This window comes from Amorphus sp. MBR-141 (assembly GCF_053628695.1).
This window is the reverse complement of sequence record NZ_JBRJGW010000003.1, coordinates 68,155-88,258: the sequence shown is the minus strand read 5'-3', so window position 1 is coordinate 88,258 and position 20,104 is coordinate 68,155. Positions and strand designations below refer to the sequence as shown.

15 protein-coding genes are annotated in these 20,104 nt (G+C 70.3%); 4 read left to right on the top strand and 11 right to left on the bottom strand.

Going from position 1 to position 20,104, the window contains the following annotated elements; genetic code table 11:
* Positions 1-178: 178 nt before the first annotated feature.
* The 8 genes from ACSSVZ_RS05300 to ACSSVZ_RS05265 form a co-directional block, all read right to left on the bottom strand.
* Positions 179-664 carry a F0F1 ATP synthase subunit B gene (locus tag ACSSVZ_RS05300; protein WP_453968747.1) on the bottom strand — a complete coding sequence of 162 codons (486 nt, stop codon included), beginning with the start codon at positions 662-664 and terminating at the stop codon, positions 179-181.
* A gap of 4 nt (positions 665-668) precedes the next feature.
* Positions 669-1,232: a F0F1 ATP synthase subunit B gene (locus tag ACSSVZ_RS05295; RefSeq protein WP_453968746.1), complete on the bottom strand. Its 564-nt coding sequence runs from the start codon at positions 1,230-1,232 to the stop codon at positions 669-671.
* A 304-nt stretch (positions 1,233-1,536) separates the two neighbouring features.
* Entirely contained in the window at positions 1,537-1,764 is a 228-nt protein-coding gene (locus ACSSVZ_RS05290) for a F0F1 ATP synthase subunit C (protein WP_018700796.1), read from the bottom strand.
* Positions 1,765-1,826: 62 nt separating this feature from the next.
* The gene (locus tag ACSSVZ_RS05285; RefSeq protein ID WP_453968745.1) at positions 1,827-2,588 is read right to left on the bottom strand and encodes a F0F1 ATP synthase subunit A; all 762 of its coding nucleotides are present in this window, start codon (positions 2,586-2,588) and stop codon (positions 1,827-1,829) included.
* A 35-nt stretch (positions 2,589-2,623) separates the two neighbouring features.
* The gene (locus ACSSVZ_RS05280) at positions 2,624-3,007 is read right to left on the bottom strand and encodes an AtpZ/AtpI family protein (RefSeq protein ID WP_453968744.1); all 384 of its coding nucleotides are present in this window, start codon (positions 3,005-3,007) and stop codon (positions 2,624-2,626) included.
* A 362-nt stretch (positions 3,008-3,369) separates the two neighbouring features.
* Positions 3,370-6,828, bottom strand: a complete 3,459-nt coding sequence (locus tag ACSSVZ_RS05275; protein ID WP_453968743.1) for a chromosome segregation SMC family protein — start codon at positions 6,826-6,828, stop codon at positions 3,370-3,372.
* A 69-nt stretch (positions 6,829-6,897) separates the two neighbouring features.
* On the bottom strand, positions 6,898-7,545 hold the full coding sequence (locus ACSSVZ_RS05270; protein ID WP_453968742.1) for a DsbA family protein: 648 nt from the start codon (positions 7,543-7,545) through the stop codon (positions 6,898-6,900).
* A gap of 128 nt (positions 7,546-7,673) precedes the next feature.
* On the bottom strand, positions 7,674-8,228 hold the full coding sequence (locus tag ACSSVZ_RS05265) for a DUF721 domain-containing protein (protein WP_453968741.1): 555 nt from the start codon (positions 8,226-8,228) through the stop codon (positions 7,674-7,676).
* An 85-nt stretch (positions 8,229-8,313) separates the two neighbouring features.
* On the opposite strand from ACSSVZ_RS05265, the gene mutY reads away from it, so the two are divergent.
* Positions 8,314-9,417 carry an A/G-specific adenine glycosylase gene (gene mutY, locus ACSSVZ_RS05260; protein WP_453968740.1) on the top strand — a complete coding sequence of 368 codons (1,104 nt, stop codon included), beginning with the start codon at positions 8,314-8,316 and terminating at the stop codon, positions 9,415-9,417.
* A gap of 283 nt (positions 9,418-9,700) precedes the next feature.
* On the opposite strand, the gene ACSSVZ_RS05255 is transcribed toward mutY, so the two are convergent.
* Positions 9,701-10,843: a DNA methyltransferase gene (locus ACSSVZ_RS05255; RefSeq protein WP_453968739.1), complete on the bottom strand. Its 1,143-nt coding sequence runs from the start codon at positions 10,841-10,843 to the stop codon at positions 9,701-9,703.
* 224 nt (positions 10,844-11,067) lie between these two features.
* On the opposite strand from ACSSVZ_RS05255, the gene ACSSVZ_RS05250 reads away from it, so the two are divergent.
* The 3 genes from ACSSVZ_RS05250 to ACSSVZ_RS05240 all read left to right on the top strand — a co-directional run bounded on the left by ACSSVZ_RS05250 (position 11,068) and on the right by ACSSVZ_RS05240 (position 14,156).
* Complete coding sequence (locus ACSSVZ_RS05250) at positions 11,068-12,579, top strand: AMP nucleosidase (protein WP_453968738.1); 1,512 nt, start codon at positions 11,068-11,070, stop codon at positions 12,577-12,579.
* 297 nt (positions 12,580-12,876) lie between these two features.
* Positions 12,877-13,233 carry a hypothetical protein gene (locus ACSSVZ_RS05245; RefSeq protein WP_453968737.1) on the top strand — a complete coding sequence of 119 codons (357 nt, stop codon included), beginning with the start codon at positions 12,877-12,879 and terminating at the stop codon, positions 13,231-13,233.
* A gap of 149 nt (positions 13,234-13,382) precedes the next feature.
* The gene (locus ACSSVZ_RS05240) at positions 13,383-14,156 is read left to right on the top strand and encodes a DUF2092 domain-containing protein (protein WP_453968736.1); all 774 of its coding nucleotides are present in this window, start codon (positions 13,383-13,385) and stop codon (positions 14,154-14,156) included.
* Positions 14,157-14,321: 165 nt separating this feature from the next.
* Here the strand turns inward: ACSSVZ_RS05240 and ACSSVZ_RS05235 are convergent, their stop codons facing one another.
* Entirely contained in the window at positions 14,322-14,945 is a 624-nt protein-coding gene (locus ACSSVZ_RS05235; protein ID WP_453968735.1) for a hypothetical protein, read from the bottom strand.
* A gap of 236 nt (positions 14,946-15,181) precedes the next feature.
* Entirely contained in the window at positions 15,182-20,014 is a 4,833-nt protein-coding gene (locus tag ACSSVZ_RS05230; protein ID WP_453968734.1) for an NAD-glutamate dehydrogenase, read from the bottom strand.
* Between the last annotated feature and the right edge of the window lie 90 nt (positions 20,015-20,104).

The window sequence follows — 20,104 nt, the reverse complement described above, 5'->3', positions numbered from 1 at the left end:
TCCCCACGACGCGCCTGATCTGGCGCCCTCCGCCTGCAATCCCCAGAAACGAAAAACGCCGGTCGCAGATGCGCCGGCGTTGTCTCGTCGTCGGGCGTGAACCAGAGCATTTCTTGTCGATCAGGTGGTCCCGCCTGATCGAAAAACGCTCCGGGGCGCCCGGATCGCTGGGCCTGGTCTAGTTCAGGCGGCCCTTCAGGTCGTTCATGCTCTGGGAGAGGATCTCGTCGGCGACGGGGCCCTTCACCTTCTGCATCAGCACCCGCTCGGAGGCGGCGATCGCCAGATCGGCGGCGCGGGCGCGCACTTCGGCGACGGCCTGGTGCTCGGCCTGGGCGATCTTGTCCTCGGCCGACTTGGTCCGCCGCTCGATCATGTCCTCGAGCTTGGCGTTCGCCTCCTCGGTCATGCGTTCGGCCTCGGCCTTGGCGTCGGCGACGATCTGTTCCGCCTCTTCCTCGGCCTCGCGGCGCTTGCGCTGGTATTCGGCCAGCAGCGCCTGGGCTTCCTCGCGAAGCTGGCGGGCCTCGTCGAGTTCCTTGCTGATGCGGTCGGCGCGGCCGTCGAGGGAGCGGACGACCATGCCCGGAACGCCGTAGTAGATGATGATCCCGATGAAGATGATCAGGCTGACGAGTGCCCAGAATGCGTCTGCGGTACCCATCGCGCTACTCCTTCACGGCCTTGACGGCGTCGGTGATCTCGGCGCGGTCGGCGGTCACCGACGCGATCGTCGCCAGCACCGCTTCGGCGGCGTCGGCGGCGATGCCCTCGACTTCGCCGAGCGCCTGCGCCTTGATCTCGTTGATCTGGGTTTCCGCCTGGCGGACCTTTTCGGTCAGGCCTTCTTCGGCCTTCCGGCGCTTGGCGTCGTTGTCGGCCTTGATATGCTCGCGCCGCTCGGCGGCGATCCCATGGGCCTTCTTGCGCGCCTCGGCCAGTTCGGTCTCGTAGGCTTCGATCGCGGCGTCGGTTTCCTCGCGAAGCCGGTCGGCCTCGCCGAGATCCCCCGCGATGCGGTCGCGACGATCCTCGATGATCCCGCCAAGCCGCGGCACGATCACCCGGATCATCAGGAAATAGAGGAGGCCGAACGAGACCGTCAGCCAGAACAGGTGCGACGGGAACGAGGCCGCGTCGAACGCAGGAAATGCGCTCTCCACCCCGATCGGGGTGTCGACGGCTCCATGACCTACGTTGGCGGCCTGTTGGGCCAGGGCTTCGCTCGCCATCTCTTCACGTCCTCTCGCGCCGGCATTCCCTGGATCGCGGCCACGCCGGGCCGATGCGACCCGAAGTCATGAACCGCGACCGATTCCAAGGCTCAAGAGCGGGGCGCGGGCGGATAACCGGTCCCGCTCTTCCGCATCCCGCACTTGCGCATTTCCCGTTCGGGTCGACGCGATCCGAACGAACAGGAACTGCTCAAGGTCTTCGATCTGCAGCCGTCCCGGTTCGACCTGGTGTCGCCACGCGGTCGGAAACGGCTCCAGCAACGCCGGCCCGTCCGCTGCTGCGGACGGGCCGGGTCCGAAATCAGACGGCGAACAGCAGCAGCAGGGCGATCAGCAGCGAGAAGATGCCCAGGGCTTCCGTCACGGCGAAGCCGAAGATCAGGCGGCCGAACTGGCCATCGGCCGCAGACGGGTTGCGCAGGGCGCCGGCCAGGTAGTTGCCGAAGATGTGGCCGAGGCCGATGCCGGCGCCGCCGAGACCGAGGCAGGCAATACCGGCGCCGATGAACTTCGCAGCTTCCGCTTCCATGAGGTGTGCTCCTTAGCGTGAACGGGTGTTTTGGTTGCGAACGTTAGGAAGTGCGCGGACCGTCAGTGCGACGGATGCAGCGCGTCGTTGAGGTAGAGGCAGGTCAGGACCGCGAACACGTAGGCCTGCAGACCGGCGACCAGGAATTCCAGCGCGGTGATCGCGACCGTCATGATCAGCGGCAGGATCGCGCCGATGATGCCGATGAAGCCCAGCGCGCTGAGGCCGGCGACGAAGGCGGCGAACACCTTCAGCGTGATGTGGCCGGCGAGCATGTTGGCGAACAGACGAACCGCGAGGCTGACCGGGCGGGAAAGGAACGAGATCACCTCGATCGCGCTGACCAGCGGCAGGATCGCAATCGGCACGCCGTCCGGCACGAACAGCTTGAAGAAGCGCAGCCCGTGGCGGCGGATGCCGGAGATGACGACCGTCAGGATGACCAGCATGGAGAACGCGAAGGTCACGATCAGCTGGCTGGTGACGGTGTAGAAATAGGGGAACATGCCGATCAGGTTCGCCACCAGGATGAACATGAACAGCGAGAACACCAGCGGGAAGAACCGCATGCCCTCGGCGCCTGCCGAACTTCTCAGCATGGAGGCGGAGAACTCGTAGCTCATTTCCGCCATCGACTGCCATCGGCTGGGCACCAGGCCGCGGCCGCCGGTCGACAGGATGAGGAACAGCGCCACCACGGCGGTGGTGGCGAGCATGAACAGCGATGCGTTGGTGAAAGACAGATCCATGCCGCCGACATGAATGTCGACGATCGGATGGACTTCGAACTGATGGATCGGATCAAGTCCGCCTGCTTCCGCCACCTGCTCCGCTGCTCCTGATTATGGGCGCCGGTCGCCTAGCGACCGTCGCTCCCGTCTTCGTCGACCCGCCTTTTGCCGGGTTCCGGGGTTTGGATCAACCCCGCCGATCGCATCAAATTCAGAACGCCCGCCGCAAAGCCGAGCATCAGAAACACAATGAGGCCGAAGGGCGTGGTGCCGAGCCAGGTGTCGATGCCCCACCCGATGGCCGCACCCACGGCCACGCCGCCCACGAACTCCGAACTCAGCTTGAGCGCCTGGCCGATGCCGGAGTAGGTCGAGGAGGAGGACCGATCGGTCCCATCCCGCTTCCGACGAGCCGCGCGCTGGGCCTCGATCTTGCCAGAGAGCTTGCTCAGCCGTGTGGAAAGGTCGCCCGTTCCGCCTGCCTTGCCGTGCTGATCGTCGTCGCCCGCCATCTTCGTTCGACCGCTATCCGGGCCCGCGTCCGATTGGACGACGGACCATCCGCGTGCCCATACGAAGGACCGGCACGAGCTGACGCCACCACCACCCCTGCTGGATGGCGCGCACGTTATGCAGTGCAAATTTCTGGAGTCAAGCGGCCATTCGCGGCGGCGAAGGCGGGGGAAAGGCCGGCCGGCCGGGCGAAACCGCGTTTGGCGCCGTCCCGGCGGGCAAACCGGGCGGCCGTGCCCGGGGCCGCGCCCGCAGGGGCGCCGTGCCGCAGTGCGAAAGCGGCGGCCGGCGGACCGATTCTTGTGGACATCCGGCCGGCTGCCGTCCCGGTGCGCTCGCCCGGCGGCCGGGCCGGCGGGCCCTACACGGCCTCCAGGAAGCGCTCGGCCGTCTCCAGGTCGACGGAGACCAGCTGGGAGACGCCGCGCTCGCCCATCGTCACGCCGAACAGCCGGTGCATCCGCGCCATGGTGATCGGGTTGTGGGTGATGATCATGAAGCGCGTCTCGGTGCGCCGGGTCATCTCCTCGACGAGGTCGCAGAAGCGCTCCACGTTGGCGTCGTCCAGCGGCGCGTCGACCTCGTCCAGCACGCAGATCGGCGACGGGTTGGTCAGGAACACCGCGAAGATCAGCGCCATCGCCGTCAGCGCCTGCTCGCCGCCCGACAACAGGCTCAGCACCTGCGGCTTCTTGCCGGGCGGGCGGGCGATGATCTCCAGCCCGGCCTCCAGCGGATCGTCGGCCTCCACCAGCGTCAGCTCCGCCTCGCCGCCGCCGAACAGGTGGATGAACAGCGTCTTGAAGTGGTTGTTGACGGTGTCGAAGGCGTCGGTCAGGCGGGCGCGCGCCTCGCGGTTCAGGTTGGAGATCGCCTGCCGGAACTGGGCGATGGCGTTGATGATGTCGTCGCGCTCCCGCGTCAGTGTGTCGCGTCGCTCCTCGAACTCGCGCACCTCCTCCTCGGCCCGGAGATTGACGCCGCCGAGCCGTTCGCGCTCGGCCTTCAGGCGGTCGAGGCGGGATTCGGCGCCGCTCATGTCGGGCAGCGGCGCATCGGCCTGCACCCCGCCGATGCGGCCGGCCTCCTCCGGGTCGCACTCCAGCGTCTCTTCGATCTCCGCCGCGATCGCCGCCTGCCGGTCGTGGGCGGCGGTCAGCCGCTCCTCCGCCCGGGCGAGGCCCTCGCGCGCCGTGCTCAGCGCCTCCAGCGCCGCCTTGGCGGCCCGGTCGGTCTCGGCGACGGCGGTCTCCGCGGCGGTGCGGGCATCGGAGGCCTTGGCAAGCTCGGTCTCCGCGGTGGCGATGTCGCCGGCGATCGCCCGGCGCTTGCGGTCGTGATCCTCCGGCATCTCCATCAGCCGGGCGCGTTCCGCCTCGGCCTCGCTGCGCCGGCCGGCCAGCTCCTCGCGGTGGGCGGCGGCGGTGCCGACGCGGGTGCGCCAGCTGTCGATCTCCTGGGCGATCGCCGCCTTGCGGCCGGTGCGCAGCTCGTTCTCGCGCCGCTCGCTGTCGAGCCGGGCGCGCGCCTCCGCCGCCGAACGGCGCAGCGCCGAGGCGGAGGCATCGGCCGCCTCGCGCTGGCGGGCGAGTTCGGTCAGGTCCGGCGCGCCCGCGAAGGCGGCTGCCGCCTCGGCGGCGGCGGCCTCGGCCGCCCCGACGGTGGCGTCGCTGCGGCTCGCCGCCTCGGAGAGCGCGCTGCGGCGGTTCTCCAGCTGGGCGGCTTCCTTCTCGGCAGATGCCAGCCGGGTGCGGGCGTCCCGGCTCGCCTGGCTGGCGGCCCGGGCGGTCTCCCGGGCGGTCTTCTCGGCGGCGGCGGCCTCGGCGGAGGCGGCGCGGGCGGCGTCGAGGGCCCTCCGGTCGACGGCAAGGGCGGCGTTGGCGGTCTCCAGCTCGCCGGCGAGCGCCTCCAGCCGGTTGCGCTGGGCCAGCCGCTGGGCGGCGGCGCTCGGCGCGTCGGCCCGGGCGACGAGCCCGTCCCAGCGCCAGAAGTCGCCGGATTTCGACACCAGCCGCTGGCCGGGCTTCAGGGATTTCTGCAGCTCCGCGCCCGCCTCGGCGTCGACCACGCCGATCTGGGCGAGCCGGCGGGCCAGCTCGGCCGGGCCGCGCACGTGGGCGCCGAGTGATTCGGCGCCTTCCGGCAGGAGCGGGTCGTCGCCGGCGATGGCGCCGCCGCTCCAGAAGATGGCGGCCTCGGGATCCAGCGCCGCATCCAGGTCGTCGCCGAGCGCCGCCCCCAGCGCCACCTCGTAGCCCCGGTCCACCTTCAGCCGGTCGACCACCGGCGGAAAGCGGCCGTCGCCCTGGGTCGCCAGGATCTTCTCCAGCGTCCGCTGCTCGGTCTCCAGCGCCGAGATCTCCTTCTCCCGCTCGCCCACCGGCGCGCGCGCCTGGTCGGCGGCGTCGCGGGCCTCGCGGGAGCGGGTCTCGGCCGCCTCGCCGGCGCCGACGGCGGCGAGCTCGGCGGCCTCGGCGGCCTCCAGCGCGGCGCGCGCGGCGGCCACCCCGCTGGTGCGGTCCAGCTCCGCCTGGATGCGGGCGAGATCGGCGCGCACCTTGTCGCGCTCGGCGGTGGCACGGGCGAGGTCCTGGGCGGTGCGGGCCCGGTCCTGCTCCAGCCGGCGGCGCTCGGCGGTGGCGCCGGCTTCGGCGCGCGTCGCCTCGGTCTGTCGCGCCTCCGCCGCGGTCAGCGCCTCCTGCTCCTGGGAAAGGCGCGCCTCGGCCGCGGCGCGGCGGTCGGCCGCGCCGCCCTCCTCGGCGTCGAGCGTCGCGGCCTCGGCCTCCAGCCGCGCGACGGCGTCCTCGGCGTCGCCCAGCACGGCGGCCTCGCGGTCGATGTCGGCGGCGATCTGGCCGATGCGGCGGTCCAGCTCGCCCAGCCGCTCGCGCATCCGGCGCTCGTCCTCCTCCAGCGCCGTCGCGGCGTGGCGCAGCCGCTGCAGGGTGGCGCCGGCGGCCGCCTCGCGGTCGCGCAGCTGCGGCATGGCGCTCGCCGCCACCGCCTGGTCGCGGGCGGCGGTCGACTGGGCCTCGGCGGCGCCCTGGGCGGCGGTCTTCGCTTCGGCGAGCGTCGTCGCGGCGGCGCTCGCGGCGGCGCGGGCGTCGCGCCAGCGCAGATGCAGGACGAGCGCCTCGATCTTGCGGATTTCCGACGACAGCGCGCGGTAGCGGCTGGCCTGGCGCGCCTGTCGCTTCAGGCTTTCCAGCTGGGTGCCGATCTCGCCGACCACGTCCTCGACCCGGTCGAGGTTCTGCTCGGCGGCGCGCAGCCGCAGTTCGGCCTCGTGGCGGCGGGCGTGCAGGCCGGAGATGCCGGCCGCCTCTTCCAGGATCTGGCGGCGGGCGGTCGGCTTGGAGCTGATCAGCTCGCCGATCTGGCCCTGGCGCACCATCGACGGCGAGCGCGAGCCGGTCGAGGCGTCGGCGAACAGCAGCTGCACGTCGCGGGCGCGCACCTCGCGGCCGTTGACGCGGTAGACCGAGCCGCTCTCGCGCTCGATCCGGCGGGTGATCTCGATGTGGTCTTCGGTGTTGAAGCCGACCGGGGCGGAGCGGTCGGAATTGTCGAGGACGACGCCCACTTCGGCGACGTTGCGGGCCGGCCGCTTGCCGGACCCCGCGAAGATCACGTCGTCCATGCCCGAGGCGCGCATGGACTTGTACGAGCTTTCGCCCATCACCCAGCGCAGCGCCTCGACCAGGTTCGACTTGCCGCAGCCGTTCGGCCCGACGACGCCGGTCAGCCCCGGCTCGATCAGGAAATCGGTCGGGTCGACGAACGACTTGAAGCCGGAGAGGCGGAGGCGGGAGAACTTCATGGCGTCCCCCGCCGCCCGCTCGGCGTCCGGCTGGTCAGGCGCGTCGAGACGCGCCTGGACGTGGGCGTGCTAGCCGTTGAGTTCCGGATCGATGGCTTTCGAGAACTCGTCAATCCCGCGGGCTCCCCGCAACATGCGGCCGTTGATGAAGAAGGTCGGGGTCGACGACACGCCGAAGTTCTTGGCGCCCTGATCCTTCACCTCGTTCACTGCGTCGAGAAGTTCCTGATTCGTCAAGCACTCCTCGAAGCTTTCCTGTGTGAATCCGGCCTGTTTGGCGATGTTCAGCAGCGCGGTCACCGGATCCTGCGCGTAGGCCCACTGACGCTGCTTGTCGAACAACAGGTCGACCATGGTGAAATATTGGTCGCTCGGGCGGCAGCGGGCGAGCATGAATCCGGCCGCGGCGAGCGGGTCGAGCGGAAACTCGCGGAGCACGAACCGGACCTTGCCGGTGTCGATGTATTTCTCCTTCAGCGCCGGGAAGGTGTTCTCGTGGAAGTCGGCGCAGTGGGAACACGTCATCGAGGCGTATTCGACGATCGTGACCGGCGCATCCTCGGAGCCCAGGGCCATCTCGTCGAGCGGCCCCTTGGCCATCAGCTTGTCGACGTCGACGGTCCGTTCCGCTTCCTGGGCGAAGGCGGGGGCGCCCAGCGCCACGAAGGCGAAGGCGAACGCGCCGGCGGCGAGTACGGTCCTGCGGGTAAGCGTCACTTTCGGTATCCTCCTGAGCTCCTGTGCTCCCGAACGGGGACGCATCTCGATCCCTACGTGCCGATCGTGGCGGAACATGGCAAGCGCGAAGACGCGGACAAGTGGCCTCGCCGGGTCATGGCGAGGCCCTATCCGCCATCTTCGGTGCGGGCCGGGCGGGCCGAAAGTACGGCGCGCCCCAGCCGTTCGAGAGCCGCCTTCAGCGGCGAATCCTCCAGCGCGGCAAGCCGTTCGGCAAGCGCCGCCTCGTCCTCGGCCGACAGCGGAGGGGGCGGCGGGGGCGGCGCTTCGCGGACGGGAATCGGGCGCTGCACGATCTTCAGGCGCTCCACGGCGCGCCAGCCGAAGAAGGTGTTGAGCCTGTCGATCAGCAGCGGCGCGGTGTGCTGGAGCACCATCGCCGAGGCGCCGTTGGTGGCCACGACCAGGGTGGCGCCGCCGCCGGCTTCCTCGTCGCCGGCCCGTCGTCGCGGCCAGATCAATCTTTCGGGAAGTGCGGTCAGCGCCGTCTCGGCGTCGACGATCGAGTCCCAATGGGTGAGGATCGCCGCCGAGGCGAAGCCGCGCTTGCGGGCGGACGGCGTCAGCGCGTCGCCGATCAGGTCGGCAAGCGGCACCGCCCGCCGCCGCTTGGCGAACGGCGGGGCCCGGTGGGTGTCCTTGGGTGCGCTCCCGCGAGTCATGGGGGGCCTTCATCGGGAGGGAAAAGTGAAGCGCGCAGTCTAATCGACGGACCGGCCCCGCGCGAGGCTTGATCTTCCGGGGGCCATGGGCGACACGCGATCGATGCCGAGCCCGTCCTCATCCGCTTCCCCGCCTCCCGACCGCGCCGGCGCCCTGCTCGCCTGGTACGACGTCCATGCCCGTCGCCTGCCGTGGCGGATCGGGCCGGCGGCGCGCACGGCCGGCGAGCGGCCGGATCCGTACCGGGTGTGGCTGTCGGAGATCATGCTGCAGCAGACGACGGTGGCGGCCGTCGGTCCCTATTTCGGCCGGTTCGTCGCGCGCTGGCCGAAGGTCGCCGATCTCGCGGCGGCGGAGACCGACTCCGTCATGCAGGAGTGGGCCGGCCTCGGCTACTACAGCCGCGCCCGCAACCTGAAGCGCTGTGCAGAGATCGTCGCCGCCGAGCACGGCGGCCGCTTTCCGGGCTCCGCCGCCGCGCTGTCGACCCTGCCGGGCATCGGCCCCTACACGGCCGGCGCGATCGCGGCGATCGCCTTCGACGAGCAGGTGCCGGTGGTCGACGGCAACGTCGAGCGCGTCGTCACCCGGCTGGAGCGCATCGCCACGCCGCTGCCGAAGGCGAAGGCCGAGGTCCGCGACGTGGTCGCGGCGATGACGCCGGCGCGGCGGCCGGGCTGCTTCGCCCAGGCGATGATGGACCTCGGCGCCACCATCTGCACGCCCAGGCGGCCGGCCTGCGCGATCTGTCCGCTGACGGAGGGCTGCGCGGCCCGCGCCGCCGGCGACCAGGAGCTCTATCCCGTCAAGGCGCCGAAGAAGGACAAGCCGACCCGCACCGGTGTCGCCTACGTGGCGGTGCGCGCCGACGGGGCGGTGCTGCTGCGCAGGCGGCCCGAGCGCGGGCTGCTCGGCGGCATGGCCGAGGTGCCGGGGGCGGGATGGGCGGCGGGCAAGGGCGAGACGGAAGACGAAGACCCGCCGCTCAGGGCCGACTGGCGCCGGCTGCCGGCGCCGGTGCGGCACACCTTCACCCACTTCCACCTGACCCTCGACGTCTACCGGGCGGAGGTGGCCAGGGACATCGCCGCGCCCGCGGATGCGTGGTGGTCGCCACGCGACCGGCTCGACGGCGAGGCGCTGCCCACCGTCATGCGCAAGGTGGTCGCGGCCGCCCTGGAGGGGTAGGAATCCGGGCAGGTCCGGCCTGTCCTCGACGCCTGGGCGAGGGAGAAAAGGCATTCCCGTCGCCAACCCCAATTTCCGCTCATTCCCGCGAAAGCGGGAATCCATACTGAGCGTGAGGGGACGCTGGAGGACCGGGACTGCTCCGCCTATGGCCCCGCCTTCCTTCTCATTTCATGAAGGAATTTCTCGAAAGGCCCTATGGATTCCCGCCTTCGCGGGAATGAGCGGGGTGTATAGGAACCCTCCGCGACACCCGGCGGCCACTTTTCCTGCCACTGTTTGCTCACGCCGCCTGGGCGGCCGCCGCCGTGGCGCGGATCGCCTCGCGCAGGGTATCGATGGGCTGGCGGTTGCCGCGCCGCTCATAGTGCCAGAACGTCCAGCCGTTGCAGGCATCAAGGCCCTGGACCAGCGCGCCGACCTTGTGGATCGAGCCGACGTGGCCGTCCGCCTCCAGCGAGGAATCGGCCCGCACGATGGCCTTGTGGCGGTTCTTCGGGCAGGTGAGCACGTCGCCCGGCCGCATCAGGCCGGCCTCCAGCAGCGTGCCGAACGGGATGCGGGGTGCGGCGCGCTTGCTGAGCACGGTCCGGAGCCCCTCGTCCGGGGCCGCGCGGACGCCGGCGATGCGCTCGCGGGCGGCGGCGGCGTAGGTCTCGTCGCGCTCGATGCCGATGAAATGGCGGCCGAGCGCCTTGGCGACCGCGGCGGTGGTGCCGGAGCCCAGGAACGGATCGCAGACGATGTCGCCCGGATTGGTGCTCGCCAGCAGCGCCCGGTAGAGCAGCGCCTCGGGCTTCTGGGTCGGGTGCAGCTTGTGGCCGTCGTCACCCTTCAGCCGCTCCTGGCCGGTGCACAGCGGCAGCGTCCAGTCGGAGCGCATCTGCAGGCCGTCGTTGAAGGCCTTCAGGGCGTCGTAGTTGAAGGTGTAGCGGGTCTCGTGGCTGTCGCGCACCGCCCAGATCATCGTCTCGTGGGCATTGGTGAAGCGCCGGCCGCGGAAGTTCGGCATCGGGTTCGACTTCACCCAGACGACGTCGTTCAGGATCCAGTAGTCCAGGTCCTGAAGCGCCGCGCCGACGCGGAAGATGTTGTGATAGGAGCCGATCACCCACAGCGTTCCGCCGGGCCGGAGCACGCGCTTCGCAGCGCTCAGCCAAGCACGGGTGAACGTGTCGTACGCCTCGAACGAGGCGAACTTGTCCCACGCGTCATCGACCCCGTCCACCTTCGACTGGTCCGGCCGCGTCAGCTGGCCTTCGAGCTGAAGGTTGTAGGGAGGATCCGCGAAGACCACGTCCACCGACGCTTCGGGGAGACGGTTCAGGATCTCGACGGTGTCGCCCACGTGAACGCGGTCGAGACTGTCGGCGAGGGAGAGAGACCGGGACGCCCGTGCGGACGCCCCGGTTTTACTGCTCATCATTGCGACGCATTACCTCACGCAATTGGCAGGACCGTTATGCGTCGCGGTTGGTAAAGGCGCCGTTAATTCCGTAAATTTTTCAAAAGGTTAACCAATTCTTTCCGCCAAGGTTGCGGGCCAGCGCGCTTTCGCCCTCGACGCGGGCGCGGTGTTTCCGGAATAGTGGCGCGTCCGCAGGGCGGGGACCGGAGCGTGAACCCGGCCGGCAGCAACGGAGGCCCTGAATGACCGGCTTCGAGCCACGCGACCCGCCGCCGGCGGCGGAGATCGATCACCCGCCCGCCTGGCCCTCCGAGGCGTTCCGCGATCCCCGCGCCGCGGTCGCCCGGATCGCTGCAATCTACGAGCGCAACACCGGCTTCCTGCGCGACCGGTTCGAGGACGTGGTGCGCGACGGGCAGATCCCCGAGCGCGGCGTGCGGGCGGTCTATCCGGAAATCAGGATCACCACCCAGTCGTTCGGCCGCGTCGATTCGCGGCTCGCCTACGGTTTCGTGCCCGGGCCGGGCGCCCATACGACGACGATCACCCGGCCGGACCTCTTCAACGACTATCTGATCGAGCAGATCGCGCTGCTGGTCGCCAACCACGGCAGCGCCGTGAGCGTCGGCGAATCGACGGTGCCGATCCCGATCCACTTCGCCTATCCGGAGGGCATGAACGTCGAGGGCGCGCTCGGGCCGGGCATGGCGTGGCCGCTGCGCGACCGCTTCGACGTGCCGGACCTCACCCACATGGACGACGCCATCGTCAACGGCACCCTCGACCGCGCCTCCGGATCGGCGCGGCCGCTGGCGCCGTTCACCGCGCCGCGCATCGACTATTCGCTGCACCGGCTGCGCCACTACACCGCCACCAGCGCCCGCCATTTCCAGAACTACGTGCTGTTCACCAACTACGCCTTCTACGTCGATGCCTTCATCGCCCATGCCCGCAAGGTGATGGAGGAGGGCGGCCACGGCTACGCCGCCTTCGTGGAGCCCGGCGACTGCACCACCCTGCCGGGGTCCGGCGCGCCGTCGAGCGGCCAGGTGCCCGACCGGATGCCGCAGATGCCTGCCTACCACCTGGTGCGCGGCGACCATGCCGGCATCACGCTGGTCAACATCGGCGTCGGCCCGTCCAACGCCAAGACCATCACCGACCACGTGGCGGTGCTCAGGCCGCACGCCTGGCTGATGCTCGGCCACTGCGCCGGCCTCAGGAACACCCAGCGCCTCGGCGACTACGTGCTGGCCCACGGCTACGTGCGCGAGGACCACGTGCTCGACGCCGACCTGCCGACCTGGGTGCCGATCCCGCCGCTGGCCGAGGTGCAGGTGGCCATCGAGCAGGCCGTCGCCGCCGTCACCGGCCTGTCGGGCTACGAGCTCAAGCGGGTGATGCGCACCGGCACGGTCGCCACCATCGACGACCGCAACTGGGAGCTGCGCGATCCGCGCGAGCCGCTGCAGCGCTTCTCCCAGTCCCGCGCCATCGCGCTCGACATGGAATCGGCGACGATCGCCGCCAACGGCTTCCGCTTCCGGGTGCCCTACGGCACGCTGCTGTGCGTCTCCGACAAGCCGCTGCACGGCGAGATCAAGCTGCCCGGCATGGCCAGCGCCTTCTACCGGCGCCAGGTCGACCAGCACCTGGCGATCGGCATCGCCGCGCTGGAGAGCCTGCGCTCGATGCCGCGCGAGCGGCTGCATTCGCGCAAGCTGCGCTCCTTCGAGGAGGTGGCGTTCCAGTAGAAGCGGCCCCCGGTCGAAGCCCGCAAGCGCCACGAAAACGTTGCATGTTCAGTCACTTATCGTCGATCGGGGCGATTCTTTGGGGGTCCGCCGGCGCGCCGGATGCGCTAGGATGGCCGGGCCGGGGCGCCGGCCCGAATCACGCGTCCCGTGCGGACGGGCGGTTCGCGCCGGCCCCGTGACCACACGCGAGCGTCTGCAGGCCAAGCGGAGACCGGCTTTTCCGCCCCGCACCCGCCGCCCGCGAGCTTGAGACGCCGCCTCGAAGGGCGGCCGGACAAGGAGGACTCCCGCTTCATGACCTCGACAGACATCCGACCCGCCGACATCCGGCAGCGGCCGGCGTTCAGGCGCCTCGCCCGCATCGCCGTGCTGGCCTCCATCGCCTCGCTGGTCGGCACCGACATCGCCGCGGCCGCCCAGGTCACCGTCTACACCCAGTCGGGCGCCCGGGTGGTGGTCGACACCGGCGTCATCACCCAGCCGGTGATGTACTACACCGCCGTCGGCGCGCCCTACTGGGTCTATCCGGCGCATCCGGCCTACGTGCCGGGCCCGGTGCACGCCGCGCCCGTCTACGGCCCGGCCGGCGTCAACGGCACGGCGCGGCGCACCGCCCGGCGCACCACCCGCCGCGTCGACCGCCGCTGGTGATCCCGACCGCCGCGCCGCCGGCAGCCGGGCGCACCGCCCCGCCGGCCGCGAGGCCCCGCTTCCATGAAGCCCGGGAGGCCCCGCCGGCAGGCGGCGCCGGCTCCCGGACGTCCGTCCAGGCATCTTCGAGACTGAGGAAAGTCACGCACATGAGGTTCCATCGCCCCTTCGCCCGCGGGCTCGGCCCGTGGGTCGCGGCCGCCGTGCTCGCCGGCTCCGTCGGCACCGCTGCCGCCCAGGGCGGCAGCGCCGATCCGGCCGCCGCCGATCCCGACGCCGTCGCCGCCGTCCAGGCCATGACCGACCACCTCGCCGGCATGTCGAGCTTCGCGTTCGACGCCACCACCCTGTTCGACGAGCCGGTGCTGGAGGGCGCCCCCAGCAAGCGCGCCGGCAGCGTCCACGTCGCCGTCAAGCGGCCGGACAAGCTGTTCTTCGAGGCGACGTTCGACGACGGCAGCGACCGCAAGGTCTGGTTCGACGGCACCACGGTGACGCTCGCCAACGTCGTCGACGAGACCTACATCGCGCTGCCCTTCGACGGCGACACCGACGGGCTGATCGAGGCGATCCAGACGCGCCTCGGCCTCAACCTGCCGGTCCTGATGTTCGCCCGCTCCAAGCCGTTCGACGACATCGCCGACAACGTGCTCGACATCTCGCTCGGCGGCACCCGCACCCTCGGCGACGCCGCCAGCACGCTGGTCGACATCGACACCATCGATGCCGCCAGCCAGCTGTGGATCGCCGACGGCGGCGCCCCGCTGCCGGAACGGCTGGTGATCACCTACGTGCGCCAGGTCGGCGACCCGGAGTACATCCTCACCTTCGACGGCTTCTCCGAGGAGGACCAGCCGGACGCGACGTTCGAGGCGCAGATTCCCGACGGCTGGACGGCGGTGGAGCTGTCCGCCGGAAACTGACGCCTCGCCGGAGCCGCTGCCGGTCAGGGGCATCGCCCGGCCGACCGGACATAGGCTCCAGGCGGCGGGGAAGACCGGCCTGCCGGTGAAGCGGACATGAAAAAGGCCGGGATCGTCGATCCCGGCCTTCGTCGTTTCAGGCTGTGCGTGGGGCGGAGAGCCCGATCAGGTGTTGCTGATCGAGATGCCGACGCCCTCGTAGTAGGTCAGGTCGACCAGGTCGCCGTTCTTGATGTCGAGCGACTTGACCATGTCCGGGTGCAGCAGCGCCACGGTGCGCTTCTCGCCGTTCGGCGCCTCGAAGGACACGGTGCCGGCCTTGAGGTCGATCTTCTCGATCTCGATGGTCAGCGTCACGCTGCGGATGGTCAGGCCTTCCGGCAGCTTGTCGGTGTCGTTGAGGGCGACGTTGTCGACGCTGTAGGTGACGCCCGGCTGGTCGGCCGTGCTCTTCTGCACGTCGAGGATGAGGCCCTGCAGGTGCTCGATGGTGACGAACTGGTCCTCGCGCACCTCGGCCAGGTCGAATCCGTCCGGAACCGGCACGGCGTACTGGTTGCCGTTCCGCAGTTTCACGACGACCTGATTTTCCATCTCGTTGGTGGTGGCGACCTGCGCCTTGAAGGTCGAGACGGTGGCGTCGCCGAACACGTCGACGAAGCTCTGGGAGGCCGTGGTGGTGGCCGTCGTGGCCGTCGTCGCCGTCTGGGCGAGGGCGGGAGCGGCCGCGAAAGCGGACAGCGCGAGGGCTGCGGCGACGCCGCGCAGAGACGAATTGAAAGCGCTCATGTCAGTCCTCCATTTGGCCGGCCGAGACAGCCGGCGGCCGGCCGTCGGCTTCTGCCGCGGTCGGTTGTCATATCTTCAATGCTGCTGGACGCCCCGACGTTCCAATCTATCTCGGAATGGTCACTGGCGGGCCGGTGCGCCGATGCTGATAGCACCGCGCCGCGGTCCGGGCCATGGGGCACGATTGCCCGGCGCATGAACTTTCATCCATGTCCGGACACCGATGGTCAGCCGGCTCAGCTTCCCGCCACGTCGGCCAGCAGGCTGGCCGCCACCGACAGCCGCGAGACGGTGATCGTCTCGGTCTCGCCGAGCCGGGTGACGGTGGTGAGCGCCCGCTCGACCTGGTGCGCCCGCTCGGCGATCCAGGCTTCCACCGCCATGCCCGGCTCGTCGGTCCGGCCTGCCGAAAGCACCTCCTGGGTGATCCGGCGGTGCGCCTCCGCCAGCGTTCGGCGGGCCCGGTCGAGGGCCAGGCCGTCATAGTAGTCGCCGACGATCAGGGTGCGCGCCAGCGCCTCGATCTGGCCGATGCGGAAGCGGCCGTCGATGGCGAAGTAGGCTTCCGCGGCGCGTTCCAGCGGCGCGCCGGTCTCCTCCGACACGACGATGATGTCGGGCACCGAGGCGGTGATCGCCAGCCGCGAGATCCGGTGGGCGAGCGAGGCGGGAACGCCGGCCTCGATCCATCCGGTGGCGGTCGCGTCCGTCGCGTCGCGCAGGTGTTGCGGCATCACCCGGTCGAGCTTCGGCTCGATCGCCTCGATGCCCGCCCGGAAGCGGCTGACGATCGCCTCGATCCCCTCGTCGTAGCGCGCGTTGCGGATGAACCAGACGGTCGCGTCGAGGACGAGGTCCTGCACGGCGCGGTAGAGCGCCAGCTGCACGTCGCCCGGCACCAGCGCATCGAGGGCGTCGATCTCGCCGTTGAGGCTGGTGAGCGAGAACGAATCCCGGCAGGTGGCGAAGGCCTGGGCGATGCGCTCCACCTCCGCCCCGGTCTGGTCGCTCATCCGCACCACGAAGGTCGGGCCGCCGCGGTTGATCATCGAGTTGGCGAGCACAGTGGCGATGATCTCGCGGCGCAGCGGATGCCCCTCGATCTGGTCGCCGAACTCCTCCTGCATCAGCACCGGGAAGTAGCGGCGGAGCTCCCGTCCGAGATAGGTGTCGTCGGGCACGCTCGAGGAGAGCAGCGCGTCGTAGAGCGTGATCTTGGCGTAGGCCAGCAGCACCCCCACCTCGGGGCGGGACAGCGCCTCGCCGCGCGAGGCCCGGCTGGTCAGCTCCTGGTCGGTGGGCAGCGTTTCCAGCTCGCGGTCGAGCACGCCGCGCTCGCCGAGCAGCTGCATCATCCGCATCTCGAAGCCGGTGTCCTCCAGGCCGAGGTCGCGGGTCAGCGAGATCGCCAGCGTCTGCAGGTAGTTGTTGCGCAGCACGATGGCGGCGACCTCGTCGGTCATCGCCGCCAGCACCTCGTTGCGCCGCGCCCGGTCGATCAGTCCCTGGCCCTCGGCGGCGCGCAGCGCGATCTTGATGTTCACCTCCACGTCGGAGGTGTTGACGCCGGCCGAGTTGTCGATCGCATCGGAATTGCAGCGCCCGCCGGAGCGGGCGAACGCGATGCGCGCCTTCTGGGTGACGCCCAGGTTGGCGCCTTCGCCGATCACCCGGACGCGCAGGTCCTCCGCGGTCACCCGGATGGCGTCGTTGGCGCGGTCGCCCACGTCCAGATTGGTTTCCGAGGCGGCGCGGACGTAGGTGCCGATGCCGCCGAACCAGAGCAGGTCCGCCTCGGCCCGCAGGATCGCGCGCATCACGTCGAGCGGCGTGGCGCTGGCCTTGTCGAGGCCGAGCAGCGCCTGGATCTCCGGGGACAGCGGGATCGACTTTGCCGCGCGGGAAAACACGCCGCCGCCCTTGGAGATCAGCTCGCGATTGTAGTCCTGCCAGCTCGAGCGCGGCAGCTCGAACAGGCGCTTGCGCTCGGCCCACGAGGTCGCCGGGTCGGGATCGGGGTCGATGAAGATGTCCCGGTGGTCGAAGGCGGCCAGCAGGCGAATGGCCTTCGACAGCAGCATGCCGTTGCCGAACACGTCGCCCGACATGTCGCCGACGCCCACCACCGTGAACGGCGTCGTCTGGATGTCGAGGTCCATCTCGCGGAAGTGGCGCTTGACCGCTTCCCAGGCGCCGCGGGCGGTGATGCCCATCGCCTTGTGGTCGTAGCCCTGGGAGCCGCCGGAGGCGAACGCGTCGCCGAGCCAGAAGTCGCGCTCCTCGGCGATGGCGTTGGCGGTGTCGGAGAAGGTGGCGGTGCCCTTGTCGGCGGCGACGACCAGGTAGGTGTCGTCGGCGTCGTGGCGCACGACGGAGGCGGGCGGCGCCACCTGTCCGTCGATCAGGTTGTCGGTGACGCTCAGCAGCGCGTTGATGAAGATCTTGTAGGCGGCGGTGCCTTCGGCGAACACCGCCTCGCGCCCGCCGGTCTCGGGCAGCTGTTTCGGCAGGAAGCCGCCTTTGGCGCCGACCGGCACGATGACCGCGTTCTTCACCTGCTGCGCCTTGACCAGCCCCAGCACCTCGGTGCGGAAGTCCTGGGCGCGGTCGGACCAGCGCAGGCCGCCGCGCGCCACCTCGCCGAAGCGCAGGTGCACGCCTTCCACCCGCGGGCTGTAGACCCAGATCTCGCGGAACGGCCGCGGCGCCGGCAGCACGTCGATGGCGCCGGGGAACAGCTTGAAGGCGAAGGTGTCCGGCACGTTGCCGTCGTCGCCGAGCTTGAAGAAGTTGGTCCGCAGCATCGCGTAGAGCAGGTTGGTGAAGCGGCGGATGATGGTGTCGTCGTCGAGGTTGGAGACCTGCTCGAGCTCGGCGTCGATCTGCTCCTGCAGCCGGGCGGCGGCAAGCGACCGGTCGATGGTGTCGTCGCGCGGGTCGAAGCGCACGTGGAACAGCTCGACGAGCAGCCGCGCCACCGCCGGATAGCGGGTCAGCGCTCCCCAGATGTAGTCCTGCGAATAGGGCACGCCGGCCTGGCGCAGATAGCGCGCCAGCGCCCGCAGCATGGCGATGTCGCGCCAGGCGAGGCCCGCCGTCACCAGCAGCGCGTTGAAGCCGTCGCTCTCGGCGCGCCGGGTCCAGACGGCCATGAACATGGCCTCCAGCGCCGAGCCCAGGGTGTCCAGGTCGATCGAGCCGGCACCGGTGCGGGCCAGCGACATGTCGTGGATGTAGACGTTCTCGTCGCCTTCCAGCTCGATGCGGAAGGTGCGCTCGTTGATGACCCGGAAGCCCATCTGCTCGAGGATCGGCACGCGGTCCGACAGCGGCGTCGGCGAGCGGTGCGAGAACAGCTTCAGCGAGCAGCGGTTTTCGGCGTCGCCGGTGCGACGGAAGAACACGATGGCGGTCGGCCGGTCGGCGCTCACCCGCTCGATCATGCCGATGTCGCGCACGGCGGTCTCGACCGGATAGGTCGCCTCGTAGCCGCCGTCGAAGGCATCGGCGAAGCGGCCGAGCAGCCGTTCCGTGGTCTCCCAGCCGAGTTCGCCGGAGAGCGCGTCGGCGAGGTCGTCGGACCAGGTCCGCACGATCTTGGCGACGGCGGCCTCCGCGGTCTCGCGGGACGGCTGCGGCGTCGGGCCGGCATGGCGCCCGATGATGAAGTGGATGCGCGCGAGCGGCCCTTCGGGATAGTCGACGTAGGTTGCCGACACCCGGCCGTCGTAGAGCCGGGCAAGATAGGCGCCGATCTCCTTGGACTGCTCGGTGGTGTAGTTGCGGGTCGGCACGAAGACGAGCAGCGAGACGAAGCGCTCGTAGGAATCGGTGCGCGCCAGCACCCGGATGCGCGGCCGCTCGCCGAGCTCCAGCACTGCGGTGGCGAACTGGTAGAGCAGATCCGTGTCGATCTGGAACAGCTCGTCGCGCGGATAGGATTCCAGCACGTTCAGCAGCGCCTTGCCGGAGTGGCTGTCGGCGTCGTAGCCGGCGCGGTCGAGCACCGCGCGCACCTTCTCGCGGATGTAGGGGATCTCGAGCACCGACTTGGTGTAGGCGCGCGACGAGAACAGCCCGACCAGCCGCACCTCGCCCTTCAGCGCGCCGTCCTTGGCGTAGTCCTTGATGCCGATGAAATCGAGGTGCACCCGGCGGTGGACGCGGGTCTGGGCGTTGGCCTTGGTGACGATCAGCGGCAGCGGTTGGCGCAGGAATTCGCGGATCTCCGGCGTCATCACCACGAATTCGGTGCCGCGGCGCAGCACCCGCATGTCCGGGTCGCGCAGCAGGCCCATCCCGGTGTCGAGTTCCGGCTCCAGCTCGCCAGTCTCCACGTCGCCTTCCAGCCGGTATTCGCGCAGGCCCAGGAAGATGAAGTCGTCCTCGGTCAGCCACTCCAGGAACGACACCGCCTTGTTGAGCTCGGCCTCGTCGATGGGCAGCTCGGCCTTGCGGTAGCGCTTGACGATCTCCTTCACCCGGGCGCGCATCGGCTTCCAGTCGGCCACCGCGACGCGGACGTCCGACAGGGTCTGGTCGAGGCGCTGGGCGAGTTCGGCGCGGCGTTCCGCGCTCTCGATCCGGCCGATGTGGACGTGGATCAGGCTTTCCCGCCCGGCCTTGCCGTCGGCCGGGGCCTCGCCGACGAACTCGACGAGCCGGCCCGCCTCGTCGCGCCGGCAGGCGTAGATCGGATGCAGCACCAGCAGCACGTCGGCGCCGAAGTCGTAGAGCTCGTTCATCACCGAATCGAACAGGAACGGCATGTTGTCGTTCACGATGTCGACGACGGTGAGGCCCAGGTGGTCGTGCCCGGTGGTGTCGAACGACGGATTGGCCACCGAGATCAGGTGCTCGCCCGCCTTGCGCTCCTGCATGAGCGCCCAGGCGTGATCGGCGTGGGCGGACAGCTCGTCGGCGCCGCACTTCACCAGGTCCTCGGCGGACCCCCTCGCGTAGAGGAGTTCGGTGAAGCGCCTGCGGGAGGAGCCGTCGTCCTCGGGCGAAATCCGTTCGACGGCGGCGGCGATCCTGTCGGCCTTTTCGGCTTCGTATCGATCGAGCATGACGACCTCTGACCGTTTCTTCCGCTTCGGTGGTAGCGGGGCTGCCGGGATGCGGCAAGGGGAAGCGCGGGGAGAGACCCGCGCAATCGC